The sequence below is a fragment of the Leptothoe sp. EHU-05/26/07-4 genome (assembly GCF_043421015.1).
GTDB classification, from domain to species: Bacteria; Cyanobacteriota; Cyanobacteriia; order Phormidesmidales; family Phormidesmidaceae; genus Leptothoe; species Leptothoe turfae.
In genome coordinates this window covers 102,110-128,778 of the sequence record NZ_JAXSQV010000007.1, presented here as the reverse complement: position 1 = coordinate 128,778, position 26,669 = coordinate 102,110, and the positions used below count along the sequence as shown (strand labels likewise).

21 protein-coding genes are annotated in these 26,669 nt (G+C 47.6%); 13 read left to right on the top strand and 8 right to left on the bottom strand.

Annotated elements, in window-relative coordinates:
• Nucleotides 1–95: 95 nt before the first annotated feature.
• Nucleotides 96–4,430: a PAS domain S-box protein gene (locus U2F10_RS24975; protein WP_499873610.1), complete on the top strand. Its 4,335-nt coding sequence runs from the start codon at nucleotides 96–98 to the stop codon at nucleotides 4,428–4,430.
• Nucleotides 4,431–4,643: 213 nt separating this feature from the next.
• Nucleotides 4,644–5,750 (top strand): hybrid sensor histidine kinase/response regulator, encoded by a 1,107-nt coding sequence (locus U2F10_RS24970; protein ID WP_499873609.1) that lies wholly within the window; start codon nucleotides 4,644–4,646, stop codon nucleotides 5,748–5,750.
• Between the two features lie 75 nt (nucleotides 5,751–5,825).
• On the opposite strand, the gene U2F10_RS24965 is transcribed toward U2F10_RS24970, so the two are convergent.
• Nucleotides 5,826–7,454 (bottom strand): NAD(P)/FAD-dependent oxidoreductase, encoded by a 1,629-nt coding sequence (locus U2F10_RS24965; RefSeq protein ID WP_499873608.1) that lies wholly within the window; start codon nucleotides 7,452–7,454, stop codon nucleotides 5,826–5,828.
• A gap of 180 nt (nucleotides 7,455–7,634) precedes the next feature.
• On the opposite strand from U2F10_RS24965, the gene U2F10_RS24960 reads away from it, so the two are divergent.
• The 3 genes from U2F10_RS24960 to U2F10_RS24950 all read left to right on the top strand — a co-directional run bounded on the left by U2F10_RS24960 (nucleotide 7,635) and on the right by U2F10_RS24950 (nucleotide 10,797).
• Nucleotides 7,635–8,588 carry a homocysteine S-methyltransferase family protein gene (locus U2F10_RS24960; RefSeq protein WP_499873607.1) on the top strand — a complete coding sequence of 318 codons (954 nt, stop codon included), beginning with the start codon at nucleotides 7,635–7,637 and terminating at the stop codon, nucleotides 8,586–8,588.
• A gap of 63 nt (nucleotides 8,589–8,651) precedes the next feature.
• Nucleotides 8,652–10,205, top strand: a complete 1,554-nt coding sequence (locus tag U2F10_RS24955; RefSeq protein ID WP_499873605.1) for a glycosyltransferase family 39 protein — start codon at nucleotides 8,652–8,654, stop codon at nucleotides 10,203–10,205.
• A 7-nt stretch (nucleotides 10,206–10,212) separates the two neighbouring features.
• Nucleotides 10,213–10,797, top strand: a complete 585-nt coding sequence (locus U2F10_RS24950; protein WP_499873604.1) for a methylated-DNA--[protein]-cysteine S-methyltransferase — start codon at nucleotides 10,213–10,215, stop codon at nucleotides 10,795–10,797.
• A gap of 165 nt (nucleotides 10,798–10,962) precedes the next feature.
• Here the strand turns inward: U2F10_RS24950 and U2F10_RS24945 are convergent, their stop codons facing one another.
• A complete protein-coding gene (locus U2F10_RS24945; protein WP_163666098.1) occupies nucleotides 10,963–11,262 on the bottom strand; it encodes a hypothetical protein in 300 nt (99 codons plus the stop codon).
• A 133-nt stretch (nucleotides 11,263–11,395) separates the two neighbouring features.
• On the bottom strand, nucleotides 11,396–13,885 hold the full coding sequence (locus U2F10_RS24940; protein WP_163666096.1) for a GH116 family glycosyl hydrolase: 2,490 nt from the start codon (nucleotides 13,883–13,885) through the stop codon (nucleotides 11,396–11,398).
• Nucleotides 13,886–14,050: 165 nt separating this feature from the next.
• Here U2F10_RS24940 and U2F10_RS24935 point away from each other — a divergent pair, with 165 nt between their 5' ends.
• A complete protein-coding gene (locus U2F10_RS24935) occupies nucleotides 14,051–14,845 on the top strand; it encodes a hypothetical protein (protein WP_163666094.1) in 795 nt (264 codons plus the stop codon).
• A gap of 45 nt (nucleotides 14,846–14,890) precedes the next feature.
• On the opposite strand, the gene U2F10_RS24930 is transcribed toward U2F10_RS24935, so the two are convergent.
• Complete coding sequence (locus U2F10_RS24930) at nucleotides 14,891–15,013, bottom strand: hypothetical protein (protein ID WP_499867909.1); 123 nt, start codon at nucleotides 15,011–15,013, stop codon at nucleotides 14,891–14,893.
• Between the two features lie 142 nt (nucleotides 15,014–15,155).
• On the opposite strand from U2F10_RS24930, the gene U2F10_RS24925 reads away from it, so the two are divergent.
• On the top strand, nucleotides 15,156–15,686 hold the full coding sequence (locus U2F10_RS24925) for a GIY-YIG nuclease family protein (protein WP_163666092.1): 531 nt from the start codon (nucleotides 15,156–15,158) through the stop codon (nucleotides 15,684–15,686).
• A 194-nt stretch (nucleotides 15,687–15,880) separates the two neighbouring features.
• Here U2F10_RS24925 and U2F10_RS24920 read toward each other — a convergent pair whose 3' ends face one another.
• Together U2F10_RS24920 and U2F10_RS24915 are read right to left on the bottom strand one after the other, a co-directional pair.
• Complete coding sequence (locus tag U2F10_RS24920; protein WP_499873603.1) at nucleotides 15,881–17,689, bottom strand: DUF6798 domain-containing protein; 1,809 nt, start codon at nucleotides 17,687–17,689, stop codon at nucleotides 15,881–15,883.
• A 146-nt stretch (nucleotides 17,690–17,835) separates the two neighbouring features.
• Nucleotides 17,836–18,321, bottom strand: a complete 486-nt coding sequence (locus U2F10_RS24915; RefSeq protein ID WP_499873602.1) for a DUF4079 domain-containing protein — start codon at nucleotides 18,319–18,321, stop codon at nucleotides 17,836–17,838.
• A 236-nt stretch (nucleotides 18,322–18,557) separates the two neighbouring features.
• On the opposite strand from U2F10_RS24915, the gene U2F10_RS24910 reads away from it, so the two are divergent.
• The 4 genes from U2F10_RS24910 to acsF all read left to right on the top strand — a co-directional run bounded on the left by U2F10_RS24910 (nucleotide 18,558) and on the right by acsF (nucleotide 23,386).
• The gene (locus U2F10_RS24910; RefSeq protein WP_499873600.1) at nucleotides 18,558–20,363 is read left to right on the top strand and encodes a M48 family metallopeptidase; all 1,806 of its coding nucleotides are present in this window, start codon (nucleotides 18,558–18,560) and stop codon (nucleotides 20,361–20,363) included.
• Nucleotides 20,364–20,426: 63 nt separating this feature from the next.
• On the top strand, nucleotides 20,427–20,900 hold the full coding sequence (locus U2F10_RS24905) for a hypothetical protein (protein ID WP_163666085.1): 474 nt from the start codon (nucleotides 20,427–20,429) through the stop codon (nucleotides 20,898–20,900).
• Nucleotides 20,901–20,926: 26 nt separating this feature from the next.
• Complete coding sequence (locus U2F10_RS24900) at nucleotides 20,927–22,087, top strand: hypothetical protein (protein ID WP_499867905.1); 1,161 nt, start codon at nucleotides 20,927–20,929, stop codon at nucleotides 22,085–22,087.
• 210 nt (nucleotides 22,088–22,297) lie between these two features.
• Nucleotides 22,298–23,386: a magnesium-protoporphyrin IX monomethyl ester (oxidative) cyclase gene (acsF, locus tag U2F10_RS24895; protein WP_499873599.1), complete on the top strand. Its 1,089-nt coding sequence runs from the start codon at nucleotides 22,298–22,300 to the stop codon at nucleotides 23,384–23,386.
• 66 nt (nucleotides 23,387–23,452) lie between these two features.
• Here the strand turns inward: acsF and U2F10_RS24890 are convergent, their stop codons facing one another.
• On the bottom strand, nucleotides 23,453–24,028 hold the full coding sequence (locus U2F10_RS24890; RefSeq protein WP_499873598.1) for a hypothetical protein: 576 nt from the start codon (nucleotides 24,026–24,028) through the stop codon (nucleotides 23,453–23,455).
• Nucleotides 24,029–24,101: 73 nt separating this feature from the next.
• Nucleotides 24,102–24,335 (bottom strand): hypothetical protein, encoded by a 234-nt coding sequence (locus U2F10_RS24885; protein ID WP_163666077.1) that lies wholly within the window; start codon nucleotides 24,333–24,335, stop codon nucleotides 24,102–24,104.
• A gap of 197 nt (nucleotides 24,336–24,532) precedes the next feature.
• Here U2F10_RS24885 and U2F10_RS24880 point away from each other — a divergent pair, with 197 nt between their 5' ends.
• Both U2F10_RS24880 and U2F10_RS24875 read left to right on the top strand, forming a co-directional pair.
• Nucleotides 24,533–25,618: a radical SAM/SPASM domain-containing protein gene (locus U2F10_RS24880; RefSeq protein ID WP_163696390.1), complete on the top strand. Its 1,086-nt coding sequence runs from the start codon at nucleotides 24,533–24,535 to the stop codon at nucleotides 25,616–25,618.
• 106 nt (nucleotides 25,619–25,724) lie between these two features.
• Nucleotides 25,725–26,618, top strand: coding sequence for a cold shock domain-containing protein (locus tag U2F10_RS24875; RefSeq protein ID WP_499873597.1), 894 nt, complete (start codon nucleotides 25,725–25,727; stop codon nucleotides 26,616–26,618).
• Nucleotides 26,619–26,669 lie beyond the last annotated feature (51 nt).

Sequence of the window (26,669 nt, the reverse complement as noted above, 5' to 3'; positions counted from 1 at the left end):
GAATAATACTTAAAGATAGTGAATAGGATCATGGTCAGATAATCTTCTTCCATAAGAAGGAGAGTTCAGTGAGTGAATTCTTTGAGGTGTTGAGAATGACTGTTGGTACTCCCAGTGATTCTAGAGACATTACGAACCGGAGTGCTTCAAATGAAATAGTGCACTGCACAGATGCGGCAACAAGATACCCCTTAACGGTCAGCAAACAAACAGCATTAAGCAAAGTTGTTGCCTTAATGAGTCATGATCGTCAAACCTGTGATCTAAACTGTGCCCTCCCTGCCAATAATCCCACCCATAGACCACCTGAAAATTCGTCCTATCAAGACTCCCCTGAGTTCCCCCCATTGGTACTAAGCTGTGCCGTGATCCTAGACAACGGTAAACCCATTGGTATCGTGACTGAGCGTGATCTTGTGCGTTTAGCGGCACGGGGAACAGTGATTGCAGAGCAAACCGTTGAAACAGTGATGACGTCTCCGCTCATCGCCGTCAATCAAACACAGGCCAACGACTTATTTGCCGCAGTTAATCTCTTAAAACAGCACCGTATTCGCCACTTACCTATCGTTGATCACGATGACAGATTAGTTGGTATTGTGACCCGTGAAGGGCTGCGCCAGTCTCCGCAAATTAGTAATTTATTACGCCTACACCAAGCAGTAGACACCATGACTGGTGATGTCATTCAGGCTCCACCAACCACGACCTTAGAATCAATTGCCCAGTTGATGAGTCAACATCAGGTCAGTTGTATCGTCATTACCAACACTATTGAGGAGCAGACGTTTCCCATTGGCATTATTACCGAAGGCGATATTGTTCAATCCCAGGCATTGTTATTGGATTTTTCTCATCTCCCTGCCCAAAGCGTGATGAGCCATCCCGCCTTTTGTACGTCACCTAACCTTAACCTATGGCAGGCGCATCAGCTTATGGCTGAACGTCGGATTACATATCTGGTCATTATCCATGGAGATGGTCGTCTGGCTGGAATTTTGACCCAAACAACAATGTTCAAGGTCTTGAATCCAGAAAAAATGGTCGACGTGATCAGTATGCTACAGCAACAGGTCGAGTGCCTGGAAACTGAAAAGTTGCAATTACTAGAATCACACAATACTGAACGGCCACAAGCAGCGCACTGTGAATTAGCGACTTATCAACAAACAGAACTTTGCTTCTATGAGAGTGATCAGCACTATGTCTCATTAGCTGCCATCATTCCTGTAATCATCTTTCAAACTGATATTTTTGGAGCGTGCATTTACATTAATGAATATTGGACAGAACTCACTGGCATCTCCCGTCAGGAAACCTTAGGTCAGGGTTGGGTACAAGGGATTTACCCAGAGGATCGCCTAAATGTGCTAACCACCTGGCAACAAGCCGTGCAAATGGGTCAATCCTGGCAGCAAGAGTTTCGATTACAATTGTCCGATGGCTTAGTGAAGTGGGTCTATGGACAAGCCCAGCCAAAATGTTGCATGGCAGGCAAGGTTAGCAGTTATGTCGGTAGTCTGATAGATGTTAGCGATCGCAAACAGGCAGAATTGGACCTACGTGAGAGCGAACAACGGTTCCGACGGGCAATCGCAGACGCTCCGGTACCGATCATGATCCATGCCGAGGATGGCGAAGTCTTACAAATTAACTCAACCTGGACAGAACTTACAGGCTATACCCACACAGATATTCCCACCACCCAAGCCTGGATAGAGCGGGCCTATAGTGAGCAGGCTGCCAGTGTGATGGGCAATATAGTTTCTCAACAGTACAGTTTGAAATCTCGTTTGGAAGAAGGAGACTTTACCATTACGACCCATGATGGGCAACAGCGCATCTGGAATTTCAGTTCAGCCTCACTCGGCAACCTCCCTGATGGTCGGCGAATTGCCATCGCAATGGCAGCTGACATCACAGAAAAACAGCAAGCACAAGCTGCCTTGCAAGCTAGTGAAAATCGCTATCGGGCATTAGTTGAGGTCATTCCAGATTTAATGATACGTCAGGATGCAGAAGGTAACTATCTCGACCTGGTAATGTCTGACGAAGTTCGATTTATTCAGCCTGACCTCGCCTATAGTGGGGTCAACATTTATGACCTGCTACCGTTAGAACTCGCCCAACAACGCATGGTTTATGTATATCAGGCATTAGAAACTGGCGAGGTACAAATCTATGAATTTGAAATTGATATTGGAGGAGAACTACGCTGGCAAGAAGCCCGGATTATCGCCATTAACCCAACAGAGGTTCTAGTCATTGTTCGCGATATTAGTAAACGTAAACTTGCAGAACAGAAACAATATCAAACAGAAGCATCATTGCGTCAGATTGTTGAAGGTACTGCAGCTGTTACAGAACACGACTTTTTCCAGGAGTTAGTTCAACACATTACCGCAGCTCTAGATGTACGGTATGCAGGCATATCCGAGGCGACATCAGATGGTTTTGAAATCCTGGCATTTTGTGCGGATGGTCACTTACAAACGATTGATGCTTACCCGGACGAACAGTTTCCTTGCTGTATTCAAGCACTTCAACAAGGACAATATCATCAACCTGATTCACTGCTCAGTGTTTATCCAGAAAGTGAACTGTATAGCAGCTTAAACGCAGAAAGTTACCTTGGCATTGCCCTGCGTAATAGTGCAGGCACCTCCATTGGCAATCTATGTATCATGCATGATCGTCCTTTAAGGAATCACCAATGGATGATCAATTTACTCAAGATTTTTGGAGCCCGAGCTGGTGCAGAGCTGGAACGCTATCAAACAGCCCGACAACTCCAGATACTGACTAGCGAACTAGAACAACGGGTTGCTGATCGCACAACAACCTTAGCTAAAACTGTTGAACATTTACAAACCGAAATCAAACGACGACAAGCCCTTGCAGACCTATTACTCAAGAGTCAGGACCAATTGCAAGATATTTTTGACAGTGCTAATGACATGATTCAGAGTGTCTCACTCGCCGATGGTTCGTTCGAATTTGTCAACAGATCTTGGTTGGAAACATTGGGATATACGGCCCAAGATTTAGAACACATCACAATCCTGGATGTTTTGCATCCAGATTATCAGGAACACTATTTAACGTTGATACAACAGCTAAAAACAGGGCAATTACAAAAGCTTGAGCAAGTCGAAATTAGTTTTGTTACTAAAAATGGTCATGTCATTGAAGTTGAAGGCAACGTCAACTGCCGCATCGTTGATCATCAGACAGTTTATACCCGTGGGATTTTTCGCAATATTAGTGAACGTAAAAGAAATGAAGCACAACTCTATAATCTTTCAACACGTTTGAGTTTAGCTGTTAAATCTGGTGGTCTTGGCATTTGGGAATGGGATCTTATCAACGAGCAGTTGGCCTGGGATAGTCGAATGTGCGAACTCTATGGCATTCCACCAGAGGAATTCACAGGACATTTTACTGATTGGTCAAATCGGGTTCATCCAAACGATCTTGCAGAAGCACAGGCTAAATTTGAAAAAGCCATTCAAGAGCAAAAAGAAATGGATATCGAATTTCGGGTGATTCATCCTAATGGTCAGGTGCGACACATTAAAGCCAATGGGTTAGTCCAGCCTAATAACAAAGGAGAACATCAACGCGTAATTGGCATTAACATGGACATTAGCGATCGCAAAAAAGTAGAAATTGAAATCATCAAATCGCTAGAGCGGGAACGAGAACTTAATGAAATGAAATCCCGCTTCGTATCCAACACTTCCCATGAGTTTCGAACTCCTCTAACCGTAATTTCAAATAATGCAGAACTGTTAAAACTGTTTAGCAACAAACTCAATGAAACCGAACAACAACAATGTTTAGACACCATCTTGAACTATGTCGATCATATGACTGAGCTAATTGATGAGGTTTTGGTGGTCAGCAAAGCTGAATCGTATCAGATTCAGCTTAAAACTACCCCTCTAGATGTTGTTGAGTTTAGCCAACAACTAGGGCAAACAATTAGCCTGAGTTCACCAAAGCATCACGTCGAATTTGTGGTACAAGATGCCCGCTCCCACTTACAAAAACATAGCTATTATGCTCCAGTAGACAGTAAGATTCTGCAACAAAGTCTGACCAACTTACTAACCAATGCCATTAAGTATTCTCCCGAAGGTAGCAAAATAATTTTTCAATTAGAGCTTTTACCTGACACTATTCAGTTTAGAGTCATTGATAAAGGGATAGGAATTCCTAAAGAAGATCAGAAATATTTATTTGAGCCCTTTCACCGTGCCACCAACGTTGGAACACGTCCAGGGACAGGTCTGGGACTGTCCATTGTGAAACATCTCGTCAATATTCACCAAGGTAAAATCAACGTTCAAAGTACCCTTGGAAAAGGCAGTTGTTTTACAATCACAATTCCTAGCCAATGGCAGGAGCTCGATTCATGCCATAGATGACCCCACAGCTTTAGAAGGTTTAAAAAACATCAGAGGAATCACCAATTTATAGGAGTTATCTATCACAATCAACATGAGAAATTTGAATAGATTAGATGAGTTGAGATTCTTGTCAAACATGTTATTTACTCTCACCTTCTATGTATCCTCCTAAAGTAGCTTCATCTTGAGCTGGTTCAGCAACACAACGAACTTACTACCAGAGAATTCATCATGACAAAAATTCTAATTATTGAAGATGAAGAAAAAATTCGATCCAGCTTACAACATATTTTAAAGCTGAGTAACTTTGATGCTCTAGTAGCTGCCAATGGCTTAGAGGGCATTGAAATCGCAAAGAAAACACTGCCAGATATTATCCTTTGTGACGTTATGATGCCAGTGCTCGATGGCAATCAGGTCTTGCGAATATTAAAGAACAATCGTTCAACCGCAACCATACCATTTATTTTTCTAACCGCGAAATCCCATCGGCTCAATATCCGTGAAGGAATGAATTTGGGAGCCGATGATTATTTAACCAAACCTGTTAAAATTGAAGACTTATTAGGTTGTATTCATACAAGACTGGGCAAAAGAGAATTACAATTTCAACAATCACAGGCACAACTGAACACATTAAGCGCTAATATCGCTCGCTCCATTCCCCATGAACTCAATACCCCCCTCAATGGAATCATTGGTTTTGCTGAAATCTTAAGTACAATGCCCGACCCCGAGGTGCAAGAACTCAGCAATGAAATTTTAGCTGCTGGCGAACGTCTCTTGGTCACCATTACTAAATTTTTGGTCTATATCGAGCTAGTGGAATTAACTATACACTCAGCGAAACCGAGTAACTTTTGCAAACAAGCCACTAACCTAGCAGCCTCTCCTGTGATTGAGGAAATTGCCAAACGAACCGCAACCAAATTAAATCGCCAAGCTGATCTTCGCCTTAAACTTCAATCTGGCAACATAACAATTTCCTCCTTCTTTTATGAGAAGTTACTGGAGGAACTGATTGATAACGCTTTTAAGTTTTCTGAGAATGGTGATGAGGTCATCATTAGTAATCGCTGGGAAAGTGGCCAAATGATTTTGATCATTCAAGATTATGGTCGTGGTATGACCTCAGACCAAATCAACGAAATAGCGGCTTATAACCAATTAGAGCGCTCAATATATGAGCAGCAAGGCCTTGGCTTAGGATTAGTAATTGCTAAGTATATTGCTGAACTTCAAGGCGGAACATTAATGATTAATAGTCAACCCACAGTTAGTACTACGATCTATATAACACTTCCACTACAACCAGCTCTAGCGAGAAAAGATCAATAAATCTCATAAAAGAGAATTCAACACAATGACAAACTTTACCGACTGCTCCATGCCGCATAGCTCACGTCTAAAGTATTAGCCTCCCCCCGCAAAACAAGCAGCTTTCTCCACAATACTCAGAGCAACAGCTTCAGCAACCTTAATACCATCAACACCAGCCGAGAGAATTCCTCCCGCATATCCTGCACCCTCTCCAGCCGGATATAGCCCCTTGGTATTAAGACTTTGAAAATCATCTCCACGCTTAATGCGAATCGGTGATGATGTGCGCGTTTCCACACCTGTTAGCACCGCGTCATGCATAGCAAAGCCTTTTATCTTTTTATCAAAGACAGGCAAAGCTTCACGAATCGCCTCAATGGCGTAGTCTGGCAGGCTTGTACTGAGATCACATAGATGCACGCCAGGTCGATAGGTGGGTTTAACATTCCCTAGCTGTGTGGAAGGCTCACCTGCAAGAAAGTCTCCCACCAACTGACTTGGGGCCTTATAGGTACTGCCACCCAACTCAAACGCACGGGACTCTAATTCCCGTTGTAAGGCGATACCTGCCAGGGGACCATCTGGATAATCCTCTTCTGGAGTGATGCCAACAACAATACCGCTGTTGGCATTTTTACCGCTGCGTTCGTATTGGCTCATGCCGTTGGTAACAACACGACCAGTTTCTGATGTGGCCGCAACAACCTGGCCCCCTGGGCACATACAAAAACTGTAAACTGAACGACCATTGCTGCAGTGATGCACCAGCTTATAGTCGGCAGCCCCCAGGATTGGATGGCCAGCCTGTTCACCAAAACGACATTCATCAATCAGCAGCTGAGGATGCTCTACACGAAAACCAATGGAGAACGGCTTAGGTTCAATATAGACACCGCGTCGATGCAGCATTTCAAAGGTGTCACGCGCACTGTGTCCCACCGCCAGGACAACATGGTCAGTACGAATATAGTCACCATTGGCCAGGATCACCCCCCGCATCTGACGGTCTTCGATATCAAAATCGTCTACGCGGGTCTCAAATCGCACGTCTCCACCAAGAGAGAGAATAGTATTGCGCAGATTCTCCACAATCTTGACTAGCCGATAGGTGCCGATGTGGGGCTTATTGATGTACAGAATTTCTGGCACAGCGCCAGCATTCACCAACTCTTGCAAGACTTTACGACCATGGTGATTTGTGTCTTTAATCCGGCTGTAGAGCTTGCCATCAGAAAACGTACCTGCCCCACCTTCGCCAAACTGAACATTGGACTCGGGTTTGAACTTGCCCTTACTCCAAAAGCCAAAGGTATCCACAGAGCGTTCGTGCACCGCCTTGCCCCGCTCCAGAATGATGGGCTTAAACCCCATCTGGGCCAGCAATAGCCCGGCAAACATACCACAGGGTCCATTGCCAATCACCACAGGTCGATGCTCTAACCCCTGAGGGGCTGAAGCGACATAGTGATAGCTAGTGTCCGGTGTGGGATTCACATGGGGATCTTTCTTGAATCGGTTCAGCAGTTGCTTTTGTTTTGGTGTCTCAATGTCAACGATGTACACCAGCCGAATTTCACTACGCCTGCGGGCGTCATAGCTACGTTTGAAAACTTTGTAGCTAGCCATGTCAGCTGCTTTAAGACGCAGTTTTTTCAGAATAGTGGCCTGTAGCTCCTCGTCCGTATGGTCGAGGGGCAGCTTGATCTCAGAAAGACGCAGCATGGACAGAAATTGGGCGTGGGTCACTGTGGGTCACTGCCTATTTTGCCACGGTTGTCTGGCGATGGCGCTTTGCTCAGCCACTAGAACGTGACCAGAATCACAAAATGCGCTGGGGAATAACGATCTGAGGTTTGTATCAAATTTAACCGAACCTTGCACACACTTAAGGAGCCAACCCCTATGGCTTATTACAGACACCCATTGCCCCAGCTGTCTGACGATGTCTTTATTACGGATGGGGGCATCGAAACCGTGCTGATTTTTCAGCAGGGCTGGGATTTGCCAGACTTTGCAGCATTTACGTTGTTGGATCGTCCCCTTGGAACTGAGGCGTTGCAGACCTATTTCAGCATCTACGGAAAACTGGCTCAAACCTATGGCCTGGGTTTAGTTTTAGAGAGCCCCACCTGGCGGGCAAACGCTGACTGGGGTCATCGCCAGGGCTATGGTGCTGCTGAGCTAGCAGATGTGAATCGACGTGCGATCGCACTGATCGAAACCACTCGCCATGACTACGCCACTGCCCAAAGCCCCATCATCATTAGCGGCTGCATTGGTCCCCGGGCCGACGGCTACAGCCTTGACGTCATGATGAGTGCGGCTGAGGCTGCGTCCTATCATCAGGACCAGGTGGATAGTTTCCGCGACACTACAGCGGATCTGGTTTCAGCCATCACCATGACCTACCCTGAGGAAGCCATCGGCATCGCCCGCGCGGCCCAAAACGCTCAGATGCCCGTGGTCATTTCCTTTACGGTGGAAACCGACGGCACACTACCCAATGGCATGGGGCTACGGGATGCGATTCATACGGTTGATGCAGCCACTGATAGCGCTCCCGCCTATTACATGATCAACTGTGCTCACCCCATTCACTTTGACCGTGCCATTCTGAATCAAGGTGCCTGGGTAGAGCGCATTCGCGGCATCCGTGCCAATGCCTCCATGATGAGCCACGCTGAGCTAAACGAGACCGAAACCCTGGATGAAGGAAATCCCCAAGATCTGGGCGAACGGTTCTACATGCTGAAGCAACAGCTACCGCATCTAACGGTATTGGGGGGCTGTTGTGGTACCGACCACCGTCACATTGAAGCCATCTGCAAAGTCTGTAGTCCAGTCTCAGTGGGTTGAGTTCAGTGCGTAGGATATCCGTGGTAAACCAGTACAAAGATCAATATCTATCCACCACGCACCGTGCTCACCAAAACCCTAAAATCCTTATCCCAGGAACGTTGGCTAGAGGTAACCTCCTTGCTCAGCCTTGGGATAGGGATTTTAATGCGACTTAGCCAGTACTTTAGCAATCGGTCCCTATGGTTCGACGAAGTTGCCCTCGGGCTTAACCTATTGGACCGCAACTATCTGGAATTGCTAGAGGCCCTGGATTACAACCAGGCCGCCCCACCCCTGTTTCTGTGGGTTGAGAAATTTGCCATTGATACATTGGGCAGCCATGAGTTTGCTTTACGGCTATTCCCGTTGTTGGGTGGGTTGTTGTCCCTGGGATTGTTTTATCGGTTTACCCAACAGTTTACGCAAGGATGGGGGCGACCCATTGCAATTTTGCTATTTTCAGTGCTGGGCTACATAGCCTACTTTTCGACTGAAACCAAACCCTATAGCTGGGATGTTGCGATCGCATTATTGTTATTCATGGTGCTGATATCCATGGATACCCTTAAACCCAGCCTCAGAAAATTATCTATGGCTGGCATGCTGGGTATAGTCAGCATCTGGCTTTCATTTCCCAGTATTTTTATCCTGGCAGGTGTTGAAGGCGCTAACATCCTCATCCTTCAACCCTGGAAAATATCCTGGCAATCTCTAAAAGAATTTTTACTACGACGGATTCCTCTCTATGGTGCCTGGATAGCTAGCTTCATCGGCCTATACTTTGGGGTGATCAGCAAAGCATTGTCAGAGACAGAGTTAGCCGATAGCTGGGCAGGCCGCTACCCCGATAATTTCTGGGATATTGTATGGCTGTTAGATTCCTTTGGCCGGTTCTTTTATCGCCCCCTGGGGTTTCCCAGTCCCACAGATGGTGTTGCCATGGTGGCCTTTGTGACTGGCTGTATTTTGTTGTATCAGAGATCTAAACGGCGACTACTATACCTTGGCAGCCCATTCATCATTTCTCTAATCGCTGCTTTTCTCCATAAATATCCGTTTAGAGAACGACTGATCTTATTTTTAACCCCATTTGCGCTTATCCTTCTGTCAGAAGGAATTGTTTTTTGGTTGGAGAGATGGAAACAAAAGCCTAGAATCCTGGGCGTTATCAGCCTGATCATGGCAATAACCATGATATTCATGCCGTTACAGCGAGGTCTACGCGTTACGATAGTGCCTACAGGTTTGCATTTTGATCACGTGAGACCAACGATTGAATATATTGATACGCACTGGCAATCAGGGGATAAGCTCTATGTTTTGCCAGGAGCACAGCTACAGTTTAAATTTTATAATCGCCGCTTTGAACTGCCGACATCTGACATTGTCCTCAGCCAGTTACAAAACATTGGCATTTGGAAAGTATCTGATGAGGATTTAGAACAGCACTATAGGGAATTAAGGACCCTCAAAACAACAGAGTTACAAAACAAAAAGAGGGTATGGATTCTGTTGGCGCGCAAACGAGCCGAATCAGAAGAAGCGATTGTAGAGCAGCTGAACCGATTAGGATCACCGTTAGAACGGAAACAATATCCAGGTGCTATGGTGGGTCTATACGATTTTTCATCGTAGCTCTCCCATGTCACCTAAATCCTTAGACCTCACCAAAGTCGCATCTCCCATTGGCACTATTTTATTAGTCACCGATGCCAATGTAGTTGTATCCCTTGACTACGAGGGATATGAGCAACGAATGATGCGGCTATTGGCTAAGCGCTATGGCACCTTTGATTTAGTTGAACTACAACTCGGCAGTGCATGCTACAACCTACTTGAACGTGATTTATTAACCCCCATTCGTCATTATCTAGAAGGGGATCTCACTGCCATTGACCCTATTCCAGTTAACCCTGGTGGCACTAAATTTCAGACAAAGGTTTGGCAAGCTTTACGCTCTATCCCCGCTGGCACTGTAATGTCCTACGGAGAGCTGGCACGACAGTTAGGCAATCCAGCGGCAGTCAGGGCAGTGGGCACCACCAACGGTTTGAACCCTATTTCCATTGTGTTGCCATGTCACCGTGTTATCGGTTCAAACGGCAATTTAACAGGCTACGCAGGCGGATTAGATCGTAAACGCTGGCTCCTAGAGCATGAAGGTCTCGACATCACTCAACTCAAACAGAAAAGCCAAGAAAAACAACTTTCTCTGTTCAACAATTAATAACAATCGACAGATTTCTCTGTTTCAATTTATCTGTTTCATCTGTTTCAACAGTACGGGGAAAACACCAGCAGCCAGTATCCCATGGGTTTGAATAGCATCACCACCCATCAACTCATGGCTCAAGTTTCGCCCCGCTTTATGGTCAGAAACGTATGCGTCAACTTAAGGGACTCTAGCCGTACCGACGCTGACGTCGCCCACCGTGACAACAACCGTGTCAAATAAACTAATATCGGTGTCTCCAGGAAATGACACATTAAATGCCCCCTCAGTTGCAGGCAATGTGCCCAAGTCAACCGTCTGCTTGGCTAAATCACCACCGATGGTTAAGTATCCCTGTAGCTCACCATCGGCATCTGTTGCAAAGTCTTGAAATGCCAGATCGCCACCAACGCCAGCGATAATGGCCACACCTACATTGCCGCTTGTGCTGTGGTTATTAGCTCCTGAAAAAGCGCCCATACAATCCTCCTTTTATTGGCCTTTTATTGGTTTAAATAGGGTCCGCCGTAAAAATCCAATAGGTATCCACAAATTTCCAGCAGACCTAAGCTTGATGCACAGTCAGATTACTAAGGTTCCAGCTCCATCGCAATTAGAGCTGAGCATATAATCCCCAAATAGCCATGGGGCGAAGATAGTGACAGGCCCGAAACGTTCCCATAGCCGTAATTGCCTCTGGGGTGCGAAACTGCAAGCCATAGTTATAAATTTGCTGCACCACCGCTTCTGTTATCGCCATGGCTTGATCGCGTTTGCCCATCTGAGCCAAAAATGCCGCTAACCCAAAGTTAATGCCGGTCCAAACCTCTAACTGGTGAGTGTCATCCGGGTTTTCTGGCGAACCATCGGGCTTCACACCATTGGCTGCACCGATGGCCATCCCTAACTGGGCCGCACTAAAGAAACCCGTTTGGGAACCTGCAAATTTTTGATTTTGTGGTGTCGAATGCTTAGCTGCATACTCATTGAACTTCACAAAACAGGCATCGTAAATCGTGTCGAGGGCAATATTGATAAACTCTTGGTCCACAATGTCCGGCAAATCCATCAGGCGTGCACAAAATTGGCCGCACAGCTGATCGGCCATCACCACGTCAGAGTTGCTTTCGGAGTCTAAACGATAGAAACTGCCTGTCCACAGCTTGTTTTGATAAACAATTTTGCCCTGCTTAATCCAGCGCTGATACTGGGATTTCACAATGGCAAAGCTGCCAGAAATTTTTCCATGCTGCTGCAAAAGGTCACCCATTTTGATCGCGGCTTCCAGGGCCGCCAGCCACAGTCCGCCACAGTAGGCACTCAAGCCCTTAAGCTGCCAGTCATCAAAGGTTTGATCCGGAGCCCCTCCATTTTCAGGGACACCGTCACCATCCAGGTCAAACAGCTTGAGATATTGCAATGTCTGAGTCACGGCGGGCCAGCATTCCGCCAGAAACTCAAGGTCATCGCCTCCGGTGAGCACAAAGGCGCGGTATACCTGTAGTACAAAGTCACTGGGTAAGTCCTTCCACTGATTGCAGTCTTGGTAGCTGGTGTAGTTTGTGGCTATCCAAGGATTCTCATTGGGAGCACCCAAGTCGTGAGGGGTGGCACCTTTCAGTTTGCGTGGAGCCAAATGCTCGGATTCACCCACCGTGTAGTAATAGCCAATGATGCGCTTTTTGGGATCTTCTGTGGGGATAGCCCGGGCAAAAGCTCGGATAATGGCCTTTTCGAGTTCGGGCCATAGCATTAGCGTTGAGAAACCTCCGTACAGCCGTACATCCAGACTTTCATACCAGCGGTAATCTATGCACTCCAGCACCCCAAATTGGCCCACAGGATCAGCTTCACTAGCTGCCGACCAGAGCGTACCGCCGCTGGCCATGTCGTAAAGCTCATTAAACAGAGCCATCTTGAACCAATCGGGCAGATCGGGCCGATCGAGAATTGGCTGCTGCCAGTCGATAATGTTTTGTCGCCAGGTTGGGTAATTGGCTAACGCCTCCTGGGCTAACTGCCAGGCATTGCGGCCAGAGCGACCTGATAAGTCAGTGCTGTCGCTACCCAAAAAGTCTGTATATCGTCGATAGGCCAGTTTGCCTTTTGCAAACTCGGTTACGGGTAAATCCCAGGTCAGGACAAAGGGCAGTTCTTGAGTTTCGCCAGGAGCCAGGGTGAATTTGATTGCGATCGCACCACCCACCTGTTCGTCTTTAACAGCAGACGTTGTATCAGCAACATTACTTAACGTCCCATGGCCAGCGAAGCTGTCCCACAGATCACCGCCATCCCCAGCCGGGTTCCAACGGGTGTGATAAGTCATACCCTCCGTGGTTGGCACCGCAATACAAAATTGGCCATCTCCTTCACCAGGACTCTCCGTCCAAGCCCCATCCATGACAATGCCCGTGGCCCGCTCACCGCTGACTAGCAGATTAAAATTGCCAGCACTCTGTCGCAGCGGTGGCACATAGTCATAAAACGGGCTGCCATCCTCCCGCTGCTGAATTTCTGGCGAAGACTCAGAGTTCGTAAACCAGCTCACCATGTTCTGCCAGCTCAGCAAAATGCTCAAGGTAATCGGTTGATCAGTGGGATTATGGGCTGTCCACACAAACACCGCCACCGGGTAGCTACTCTCTTGATAGTTATCGGGCCATATGGGCGAAAACTGTTCGCAAGTCAGGTTTGCGTTAAAAACATCTTGATAGGAATACCAGCTACGGGGATATAGAGCTTTATAGGTGCCTCCCTTGGCATCGTCATTTCCTGTCTGCCCCGCCGGGTACCATTGCCAACGCTCTAACCCATCACCAGTCGTTGCCATGGCATAGGTCTGCGAGGCACCAGCTGCTTCCTCATAGACGGCAAACTGACAGGCCGGAAAATGATCAAAGGTATGCTCGCCACCGTCTAAATGCCACAGGTTGAAGGTGCCGTTGGGTGCCCGGCCAATGCAGCCAGCCCCCAGCCCCCCCAGTGGCATGCCGTGCTCAGGGCCATCATCTAAGTTGCTAGCGTAGCGAACGATATAGGGCGTTTCCCATTGCGCACCGATGGGCCAAGTCCAAGCAACAGAGGGAATTTCAGGGCCAGGCATAAATTACCGTCAAAAACAGCAATCAGCATTTTATAGGGGGAGTGGGGAATAGGGAATAGATACTACAAAGAATCGCTATAACATGGACACAATCGAGCGTGGTTACGATAGCGTTATTTCTAAAGCAAAGGGCTAAGGCAATTTCGGCGCAAGGAGACCGCCCCTATGAAGTCCCCAAACGTTATCTATCCCATCAAAAAACCGATCAGGCGTTTGAGCCATTGGTGCATAAGGCTTTGGGATGGCATTAGTGGCAATGAATATCGCCGCGTCAGGCAATTACGGACAGCCTTAGCAGTCTCGCAACAGAATGAAGCAGATCTAACCCAGCAACTGACCCAAGCCCAAGCTCAATGTTTGGACCTGCAACAGGCCTTAGAAAATAAAAACCAGCAGGTCCATGAGCTATGGGAAGAGCTAGATGTATTAATCGCTGAAAATGATACTGAACTTCAAACGTTAAAACGAGAACTCGCTAACCAAACATCAGCCCTGAGCAATTGTCATTCCAATTTAGTGGCTGTCCAACGGTTCCAGGCAACCGAGGTTCCAGCAACAGCGCCTTTATCAAATTCCCAACCAGATACGACATCAGAAACTAATTTAGCCAATTGGAAAATTGCTTTTGTCGGGGGACACCAAGCCACTAGACGTTTCGTAATCGACACATTACACACTAGCCATGGGCTGATCCATACACCGGTAGAAATTCCATCCCATCGAGAGGTGAGTACGTCTCAGAAGCAACTCAAAGATAAGCTAGCTGATTGCGATCTGGTGGTTTCGATTGTTGGATATTCCAATCATTCACTGACTAAATCCCTAAACCACCTACGGGACAAAGGAGCCCTCAAAGGCAGCATCCTGATTCCCAATAGTCGCGGTGTCACTGGTGTTGTTCGCGATATTTTGGCCTTTGTAGCCAAGCAACCAGACCCGATTCAGGAGCACACTGATTAAGGGAAGCACAGCTTCCCGCAGCCCATTATTTCAAACACCTTTTGGCTAAAGCCAACCATTGGCGACGCCCACAATTAAGCCCACTCGGAATAGTTGCCAGCCAATAAAGGCTATGAGTAAAACGAAGATGATCCGATTGGTCCAGTCTTTTGGGGTAGGGGTACTCATGGCGGAATGGCGGAATTTTTCTTCACTATAGTGTTTCTTTTTGAAACACGTGGGACGGCAATCGTTGAGTTTATTGGAAAGAATACCGATCTTTTGACCGTCAACACTAGGATGAGGGACGTAGTGAGCTCTAACGTAATTCATGGCCGACACCACACCGACTTTGGCTGATTTAGATATGCATCCCTATTTAGTGGAGGGTGAGTTACCACCAGGATTAGCTAGCAAAGTGGGTATCTATGCCATTTTTGATGAGGCTAAAACACTACAATATGTTGGCTACTCAAGAGATGTCAGTGTGGGACTCACGCAGCATTTAGTGCGCTGTCCACAGCAGTGCCACTGGTTTAAGGTTCACACAGTAACGCGCCCTAGCCGCACACTGCTAGAAGAAATTCGGAAGTCCTGGATCTCAGAATATGGCACCATCCCACCTGGTAACGCTGACCAGCAAACTATGTGGGAAAAACCCATTGATGCTAAAGCCTTTATGACAGAAGTAGAACGGGATGAGATCGCAAACGCCGAACCCTCCCAAACCAACAAATTGCTCAAACAGCTCGCCCGCCGCGTTGAAGCCGACGTCAAAGCCAAAGTTGCCGACCGAGGTGCTCAGATCCCCATTAAGTTCAATCCCAAGCTCAAAGAACAGGGATTATTAGCTCTCAAATAGTATGAAGCGGGACGTTTAGGATGAGAAGTCAGGGGTCAGGAGGCAGATAGCACCGGATATCGAGGGGCATCCACGAGGGAGTGCCCCTACAGGATGGTCCATTGTTCATCGGATTTAATGAATTTGGATTTGGGATAACTCTTGACTCTTGATCCCTAACTCCTGATTTCCCCACCCAGCAAAGCTTTTCCGGCTTAATTAGGGGCGCTATTCACATCCCAAATTGTCCAGCCTTCTTGTTCGCCTATTAAGGTGCCAGGCATATCTGGGTGCCATTCTTGTCGAGTCAGGATATAGCCTGCACCAAACTGCTTTGCCACATCGACTAATTCCGCCGCCGTGCGCTGCATAAATATTGCATCTAACTTATCTTCCGCAGGGGCTGGCAATGTGCCCACCATCGCCTCTAGCCGCTGTTGCCAGGTAACAATACCAGCATCTGTAAAGGGAAACGCCTTAAAAGTAGCCACTACAGAGCGCTGGCTATAGAAACGAAAGATCCGATCTGCGGGAGGTACCAGCACCAGAGCGTCAGTGGGGGTGCGATCGCGAAAGGCGACACCCAGCTTTTTCACCGGATGGTCATACAACGGAGCAAATTTGATCGCCCGATGAACAGGTCCCAAACTGCGATGGACAATCACACCACCCAAATTTAAACCAACAAACACAACACATACAGCCGTGATCACATAAGCCGCTGGACGCAACCGTTTCACCTGGGCAGGAAACTCCTCTAACAAGAACGGATACGCAAAGCTTAAAAACAGTGCCAAATGGAAGGAATAGGTCACCGTTAGCACAATCAAAAAGAGTGCATAATTCAGGACCGGAAAGCGGTTAACCCGTTGGTTCACATACTTCCAAAAGGTGTCTCCGCCCGGCTTAATCAGGCTTAAAACCACCACCACCAGAGTAGTCAGTCCACCATAGTTGTCGACAACAGGCGCAGCAATTAAGAGTAATGCCAGCGCCTGGTTCCCTCGGCGATAGTGTTCGCTGGCATACACAGCAATAGCCGTCAGCGCCATTAGCAAAATAAACGGTGTTGTTCGCGCAAACTGTAGTTTAGCCACAGTCGCGATGGGATAAACCTCCACAAACCAATAGCCAAGAGCTAAGAGCCCACAGCCCATCACCATGGCAGAGCCAATGGTCATTTTGTGATTGGGCTTTAACTGTCGAGAGCCATATAAACACGCCAAACCTGCCACCAAAAAGTGAACAAACCGCCACCAGCTCTTGACGGAAAAGTGGGACATGATGATGTGGTGGGGGTGTCGCACATAGCCATAGAGCCAAATAAAGTCTGAATTGCTGAGCAAATCACTACTCGTATTGCCACTCAGCACCATGGGACTGTAAACCATGCCTGCCAAAACCAGCAGGGCTCCCCATGCCCCTAAAAGCTGTTTGGGTCGTTTGTGCCTGAGGCAATAAAAAATCAACGCCGGAGTGAATAAAACCCCTGGCAACAAACCAACCAGAAACTGTAGTAGACAGCTGATGCCAAATAAGACATAGCCCCGTATCCATTGCTGCCTCAAACAGAAGTAAATCCCCCAAACCGCGATCGCAATGGCATAAACACTGGGGTTTGGAGAGCGCCGAAACAAATCCGTAACCCCCACAGTGCCATCCACAACAGCTAAGCCTAGAAAGGGTAAAGCCGCGGCAGCCAGTTTAGACTGCCCCAACTCTCGACCAATGGCATATAGCCCCAAACTCAAGCCTGCAAATGCGATCGCAAAGTAAATAAAGCAGACCATCGGCACACTCAAGCCCAGCTTCACCGGTAGCGCTAAAGCATAGTAATAGTAGGACCTCGGTGTGAACTGGAGCATCTCCTGCACATAGAAGTCCTGACTGTAGAGTGTGGGGTCTACCAGAGCCATCACCGCAGGCATCTGATTAAAAACATTCTCTTTTGAGAAGTTGTAACCATAGGCCACTAAACCACTCAGTGCCATCGCCAGCTGCATCAGCACAGGAGGCTTAGTCATTGTTTTTGCGTTGGCCATCATCCAGTAGAGTTCGTGGGGTCTAGCGATCAGGTTAAAACGCAATGGCACCTCTGATCAAAAAAGGAGCCGCCTCATTAGCCGCTCCCTTTTCAAAATTATTTAGGTGAAAAACACAAAATCACTGACTAAAACGTGATTCCAAAAACGTTATCCAAAATGCGCTGCATGATTTGCACACCGGTCACCGCCTGCCAGCCAAACAAACCCACAAGAATTACGTTGAGGCTAATGTGGGTCAAGCGAGCAGTTTCGCTACCACGCTGCATGTAGGGCACAAGGGATGCTGCGATCGCAATTAAACCCGTCATACTTAGACCAGCCAATAGATGGGGACCGACAAATAGCTTGCCGTTGTTGAGATAGGTAACCGCCATACCGCCGATGGTACCGAGTACCATCAGCGCCAAGATGATTGACCCGATCTGGTGGTGCTTAAGGGCAAATTTACCTTTGATAAGTTCTTTCTTTGCTTCACCACTGGCGTAACGGACCTTTCGGCTCTGGAAGCCCAAATACATGGCATATACAGTGAGGCCAAACAGGACCCACATCAACATTGGATGGAAAAAATTCAGATAAGGCTTAATAGTTTCAAGGGTCTCAGGACTCATGGTGGGTAATATCTTAACGCGTCATAAAACTTAGTATATTGCGCTCAACTACATTCTGCCGTTGTATTGAAGCGACTTTCACCGAGAAAAAACCTGCATGTCACCCATACATTTTCAGCCAAGCCCCTTAAACAAGCACGATCGCTCAGGTTATTCCAGGGCAGATTTGGCAAAATAGTCCCATTAGGGATGTCCGAGCATCATTCTGAGATCCAATCGCTTCGTTATTCCGAGCCATGATGAAGGTCAATAAACGTTTTGCGCTGCTCTTAGCAGTGGGGTTCAGTCTTACGATACTGCTCAGCCCAGTGTTGCCAGGTCGAGCATCCGAACGCCCTGCTCATATCATTCTCCACAACAGTGGCAATAGTGACACTCCTGAGCAGAGTGTAGACCCGACAGGCGAGGAAACTAGCGACGCCGCCTCAGATGCTGAGACCACAGCGGAGGATGAGGTTGAAAAGGATGCCGCTGATGAAACTAGTGACGAGGCCTCAGACGCTGAAACGGTAGCGGAAGATGAGGTTGAATACGATGCTGAAGCTGCCGCCCTGGAACAAGAAACTTGGTTTCAGCGAGAGCTGATTATAGAGGCAGACCGACTGTATCTGGCCGGTGATATTGCCACTGCCGAAGAGTACTATCGTGAAGCCAAAACGTTTGGTTGGCGCGATGATGATGATTTAGAAAATATTCCAGCCGAACCTTTTCGCAATCCTGAGCAGCTTTCCCCTGGTGGAGCCGTCTATTGGCGCGAGTCTTCCCGTGGCATAGAGGCGGGCAGAGAGTCCCAAACCCTGGTTCCCTTAGGCTTACTCACAGAAGAAGTTCCAGCCTTTATCCCAGGTCATCTGCGTTATGCCGAGCTACTCCAAACCTACGAGCGTCCAGAGGATGCTGAAATAGTTCTGGAAAAGGCACTGACACTATATCCATACGATCCTGATTTACTCAGTGCTCAGATTGAGTTGATGATGAAGCAAGAAGAATGGATTGAAGCATCGATTGCGTCACGTCAATTTGCATTATTGAATGAAGAGCATCCTGACGCAGAACACTACGCCAATCTAGCTGATGAAAACTTGGATCGGTTTAAGTCAGCCACGAATGCCAAAATTCGGAATAATGCGATCGCAAACATTTTCACTGGAGCCGCTGGTTATATCCTCACTGGCGGTCTATATGGTCCCTTTACCGCCCTCAACTCCAGCCTGATCCTGCTGCAGGGCGAAAAATCGTTAGGAGAATCAGTCGCTAACTCAGCCCGCGAGCAGCTTCCCCTCTCCGAAGATGAAGAGCTTTTAGCCTATGTCCGTGGCATTGGAAATCAGTTAGCTTCCGTAGCCGGTCGCGATGATTTTGACTACACCTTCGATGTCATTCTTGACCGAGAATTGAATGCATTTGCCCTACCTGGCGGCAAAATCTTCGTCAATGCTGGGGCCATTCTCGACACCGATAGCGAAGCTGAGCTTGCTGGACTGCTGGGCCATGAAATCTCCCACGCCGTCCTCTCCCACGGGTTTCAAATGGTGACCAAGGGCAACCTCACCGCCAGCCTCACCCAGTACTTACCATTGCCAGGCCTAGTCACCAACGCGATTGTCTCGGGCTATTCTCGCAGCATGGAGCGACAAGCAGATATCGTCGGCACTCAAATCCTGGCCTCCAGCGGTTATGCCGCCGATGGCATGCATGGTCTCATGCTTGCCTTAGAAGAGCGCTACGGAGACCGTCAAGTTGTCCCCTGGCTTGCATCCCACCCAGCCCCCCAGGACCGCGTGGATTATCTACAAGCCATTGTCGAAAATGGCGGCTACAACCGCTATGCCTACGAGGGTGTACTGGGTCACGAAGCGCAGCAAGCCAGGGCCGAGGTAGAACTCGCTGCCTATGAAGCTGAAAACGGCGAAACCGTTGAAGATGAAACGGTTGCCGACGATGCAGAAATTGAAGAAGCCGTTGAAGACGTTCAACAGGAACAGGAAGAAGCCATAGATGCTGAAGCAGAGCCTGTCACGGCAGATGAGGCAGCAGAATAGGGTTTATTAGTTTCTAAGCTGGCCTACTTCACCTCACATCAGCCATGGGATAAACTGACGCTCATGGAAGCTCAGGAATTACGATTAGCCAAATATTTCACGGCAGGCATATCCTTTTTGCTACTAGCCCTGGGAGGAAGTCTTTGGCCATTCACCTGGTGGGACATGTATTCCACTGGTGATGGCTATAGCCCCCCCACTGAAGTGAATCGTCTTGAACTCCACGTTGTAGACAGTTCTGGGCAACAGCATGTCTTACGCCCCATGGATCTCTACACATTGGATAACGACACCTCTAACCAAACCCCTGGGCACCAGCTGGTGCAAAATGCCATAGAAGGCAACGCTGAACAGCAGGCGATCTATCGCCCTTACCTGATTCAACAAATAGAATTTGCCCTTGACACCAAAATTGAGCAGGTTGAGGCTTGGCGTTACTTTTGGCAAGTCGACTTTGACCAACAGCCTCCCATGGACATTCATCAACCTGCCCAGACTGTTCTGATTGATCGTTTTGCTGCCCATCCCACAGACTGAAATTGTCTAAGCCTGTCTAAGCCCCTATGAGATTTTTTCAGCGGATTGAACGTCGCTATGTTCAGTGGCTCACACGCCCTGCCCAAAATGCGGCTGGACGCATGGGCCTCTATCGCATTGTTTATAGCTTGTTCTATCTCTGGTTTCTCAGCCCCTTAAACTTCTCTGAGCTGAACCTGGTGCCCGCAAGTCGCTGGGACCCAACTATTTTATTGAGTGGACTATCGCCACTACCAGACGGCGGCTACGCTGCCATGGAAACACTTTTGGTGATGGCATTAGTGTTGCTATTGCTAGGGTATAGAACCCGTCTAGCCACCCTAGGTGTTTTACTCATGGGATTTGGGTTAGCAGGGTTTCGCACTGGCTTTCTCATTCAAGAACGTACCATTGTACTCACGGTGTTTTATGTCCCCTTGTTCATGCTGTTTTCTAGATGGGGCGAGACCTACTCCATTGATGCGTTACTAAAACAAAAGCATGGGCACCCCGCCACCTCACCTCATTCATCTTCCTGGCGTTACATATGGCCAGCACGCGGGCTCATGGTAATTTTATCCATCTTATTTCTGTCGGCGGCGGCGGTGAAATTGATGGAGGTGGCTTGGCTGGTTGAACCCCGGCTAGTGGGCGATTTTATCCTCGCAAAGGGAGTTAAAAGCCATCTCACCAATGGGTTTCCCATTCATCCATTGGGACCACACATAGGCCGTACTGCTGCGTTGTCAATTCCCTCACAGTATGTGGTGCTGCTATTTGAAACCTGCTTTGTTCTAGTTCTCTTTAATCGGTTTGCCCAAGCTCTGCTCTTTCGACTAGCCCCTATTTTCCATAGTTTCAACACACTGTTATTGGGCATTCCATTCACATCGGTGCTCAGCATGTATGCCGCTTTTCCAGATTGGCAAAAGCTGTATGAACGGTTTTATCCCAAAGTTTTAAGACTCCAATGCTTAAACAAACTGCCATCATCACTGTTGGCAGCAGGGTCAATGGGCTCAGCGTTACTAGTTGGCCTACTTTGGAATACCACGCCCATGCCTCGTCAGGTTTTTGGCCTATTTGGTTTACTCAGCTACCAAACCCTTTGGTTTGCCCTATTGCCGTTTGTATTGATATGGATTTGCAGCCCTCTTTGGCGACGTCTGCGGGGTGATCAACCCTTACCCACCCCTGAACGACTATAGGTTTTTATTATTATCCCCATTCACTAGACGCACTGATAAGTATGGGTTTATTGCGAAATGTAACCTATTTGTTACCTGCGGGCTGCTCCAAGTCAATGACCTTGGTAGACTAGAATCCACGTACGATGCCAGTTTTTTATCAATTTACTGGCCCGACACCTTAATGCGGTTTCATAGCGCTTTAACCATAAATATCTTGATAGAGGACTCATGGTAGATTCCCTAAGGAAACCTCAGGAAAATACTCGATTTGATGAGCTACGGCCTGGGGTTAAGGCACCTTCTAAAGACACGATCCTCACCCCTCGCTTTTATACCACTGACTTTGACGAAATGGCCGAGATGGACCTATCCGTCAATGAAGATGAGGTACGCGCCATCATAGAAGAGTTTCGTGCTGACTATAACCGCCATCACTTCGTGCGGACCGATGTGTTTGACCAGTCGTGGGAGCACATTGATGGTGACACTCGAGCTCTATTTATTGAATTTCTAGAGCGCTCCTGTACAGCTGAATTCTCTGGATTCTTGCTTTATAAGGAGTTAGGCCGTCGTCTTAAGGACAAAAACCCCCTTCTAGCTGAAGGCTTTACTCTGATGTCTCGCGATGAAGCTCGCCATGCAGGCTTCCTCAACAAGGCGATGTCGGACTTCAACCTCCAGTTAGACCTTGGTTTCTTGACCAAGAGCAAGAGCTACACTTTCTTCAAGCCTAAGTTCATCTTCTATGCCACATATCTGTCTGAGAAGATTGGCTACTGGCGCTACATCACTATTTTCCGTCACTTAGATTCTCATCCTGAGAATCGGATTTATCCTATCTTCCAGTTCTTTGAGAACTGGTGTCAGGATGAGAACCGCCATGGTGACTTCTTCTCCGCCATCATGAAGGCGCAGCCCCAGATTCTCAATGACTGGCAGGCTAAGCTATGGTGCCGTTTCTTCCTGCTGTCGGTATTTGCCACGATGTTCTTGAATGATATTCAGCGCAGTGGCTTCTACGCATCTCTAGGTCTAGATGCACGTGAGTACGATATTCACGTCATCAAAAAGACCAATGAGTCAGCTGCTAAGGTCTTCCCTGTGATGCTGAATGTAGAGCACCCCGACTTCTTCAAGCATATGGATACAGCGTCTGATGCCAGCTTGAAGGTCGCTAAGATTGGCAAGAGCAATCAGCCTAAGCCTGTGAAGCTTCTACGTCAGCTGCCTCACATCGCAAAAATCGGTGTGAAAATGGTTCAGCTTTACTTCATGAAGCCCATCGATATGGCAACTACCCGTGGCGTTGTTCGCTAGATAACAGTTGCTTCAACGTTAACAGCCGGGCCTTTTTGGAAAAAGGCCCGGCTGTTTGTTTTTTGGCTATCCATCCTCCCGATACCAAAGGGCTAAGCCACCGCCTCGGCCACGGGCCGCAATGCCCGTCTCAGTTACCCAAAAGTATTTAAAAAATGCCTGCTCTTTGAGAGATTGCTGGAAAAACTCCTGATCAGCTGCCTCGGGTCTCATTCGACCTTTATATAAAGTGAGGCCACCTAACACAATCTGGATCTGGGTAAAGTCAAATGCTAAGCACCGAGCTTTATGCCAAAATTTGACAGGGCCGGTCAGTTCCAGCTTCAACTGGCCTAGGCTGACCGAATTTTTCACCAGACCTTGATCATCTGCCGTGGCTTGATAGTTGAGCTGAATCTTGATGATTTTAGGCAGATATCGGCCTGCCCCTAGAGCGACCCCTGCTTTCTGACGTGTTTTTTTGGTGCCTGTGATAAAGCATAGTCGCCAAGTGCCAACTAAGTCAGTTAAGGAATAGCTATGCTTAATGCGCTTTTCTGTGGTTTGTAACGCTGTTACTAAGTCTGTAGCTGGGGGGAGCGCAGCAGATGATGTTCTCTGCGCTCCTGCGGCTTGATCTAAAACGGCTGCACTCTCGTTCATTTTGTTTAGCTAGGAGCTGCGTTGCCAATTTTACCCCTGACTTAGAAATTGAACGTTTTGACAAGCCCGTTTTCTAGAAAATGGTCAAATCCCAGTCAGCATCGGTTAAGCCATCGGTACCTACTAATTGGATGCGGATATCGAGGTAGCGATCGCAATACACCTTACATTGCTTATAGCGTGGATTGGGGCTACCAAAAATAGCATCTTGCTCTGCATAGCCCTTGAGTAGATCAATGCGCTCTACTTCCGAAAGCCTAATCAAATCATCAGTTGATGTCGATACGGTCATAATTTCCCTGAGCATAAAAAGATTCCTTATCAGGCTAGAGCCAACTTTCCAGTAGGCAAGTGACTCTCCCAAAAAGCTTAATCTCTCAGCAAGATAAATGGCCGATCCCCGTCATATCAGACCTATTCGGTTTACATCCCTACAAAATTCTCAGCCTGCTTTCACACGACCTTGTTAAGCTGGGGCGACCTTATAAATTAATCATCTTTGCAATGGTCAGCTACCGTCTTGAGCGCATCCACCTTGAAGTTACTAACGTTTGCAACTTTAAATGTGACTTTTGCCCAGACGCCATCATGGAACGTAAGCGTGGCCATATGGACCTGAGCCTGCTGGAAAAAGCACTAGATGAGATCGCCGAACGGAACCTGGCCAAAATCGTTGCTTTTCACCTGATGGGCGAACCCTTAATCTATCCCCACATTTTTAAAGCCATCGATATGGCATTGGCACGAGGATTAAACCTACATCTCACCACCAATGGCAGCACGTTTCACATCTTTCCTAAACATCGTCAGCAGCTAATTGCCTCCGGTATTCCGAAAGTTACCATCTCGCTACAAACTCCCGATCCAGTCACGTTCATTATTCGGGGTGCGCCCCCCAAGCTCAAACCTGAGCAATACTTTGATGGCATTACCCAATATGTCAGGGCTAACCTCGCCGATTCCACATCTAAAACCCGGGTACACCTAAAATTCTTAGACACTACACCACACCCATTTTTGGTACCGCACAAACAGATGCATGTGGTCGAAGGCAAGGCCCAGATGCAACAAGAACTAACCGCTTGGGCCGATCGATTACTGGACGGTTGCGATCAACGGCCTAGCGATAATGACCTGCGTCAACGTATTGCCCGCCATAAGCCAGGTCGGTGGCAGGTTATCGAACTTACTCCCAAACTTGCCCTAGAAACATTCCCCCTGGATAGCTGGGGAAATGTGGAGAGCACAGAGGTCATCCCCGCCAAGTTTGGTTATTGCAACGGTACGTCAGACCAAGCAGGCATTCTGTACAACGGCACCGTTGTGCCCTGCTGTAAAGACTACGATGGTCAGATTCCGCTAGGCAATCTGCAAGATCACTCCCTAAGCGATATTTTGGATACACAGCAGCCAGCCTGCGGCCTCCGCCAGGGATTTAACCGTTTCCAAGTCACCAATCCCGTGTGTCAACGTTGCATGGGAGCGGACACATCCCAAAAAGCATTCGTGCGGCAAGTAGGTTCAGTTGCTTACTTTAAGGTGTATAACCCCATCATGAAACGTTTGCAGCCAGGTTGGGGCGAAGTTTAGGGGCTACGCTGAGCGTAGCTGACTTTGCAGCCAACCAGTAGCGCTCTACCTTAGAAAAGCTCGAAGCAGAGGTAAGATAGGGTGTCACTTTACTGCTTAGGTGCCCATGGGACGGCGACTTATACGGATTTTTTTAAACTGGCTGAGAAGAATATTAACTCAGTTTAAAGGAGAACAAAATCGCCGTCACTATCCCTCACCCCCACAGCGACTAACGTCATCAAAGCAACTCCCGCCCCAGATGCCTGTGCAGGAAAATCAGCCAGAACAGGGGCTAACAGATACAACACCGCCCATCAAACAACAACAACACGCTCCATCACCCAACCCAGCCGCCAACAGGGCAGCCAACTCTTCTAATTTCAGAATATTACTCAGTGACTATCAGTACTCTCCTTGTTCAGCAGTACAAAGTTTAAGCAACCAACTATCTAACCCAACGACTCAACTAAATCGGGTGCAGGAACAACCAAAGCAAACGTTAGATTCAGCAAAAACATTTTTCACTCAAAATAAGATTAGAAGAGATCAGCCAGAACCCCGAGTCGTTTCAACAGAGACACCAAAAGAAGAGAGTTTACCTCACGAACACATCAGAAATTTAGAGCACTCTTCTTCAGAGATTACATTCCGCCGCGACACAGACATCGACACCAACAAAACGCAACCATCCCCATCATTACTCGCCATAGATGCTGCTAAACAGCTAAATACTAAACAGCTGCCACAGCCCGAGAAAGCCACGCCAAAATCTACGTCAACACCTACTGCTGACCCAAGAGCCATTACAAAAACGGGGATTGTAAAACTATTATTCAAACTTAAAAAGAACAACCACCATGGTTATATCGCACCCCATGACGGTTCCAGCGACATTATTTTCCATCAAAAATATATTGGCAACGAAGTATTTTGCCAACTAGAGCGGGGCATGGATGTTGAGGTTACCGCCCATATTACTGAAGGCAAGGCCTACGCAGACCACATTCGGATTCTATAGCGATTCTTGAGATGCAACTTTTGTCAAAGAAAGTTAACCATTCCCAATCAC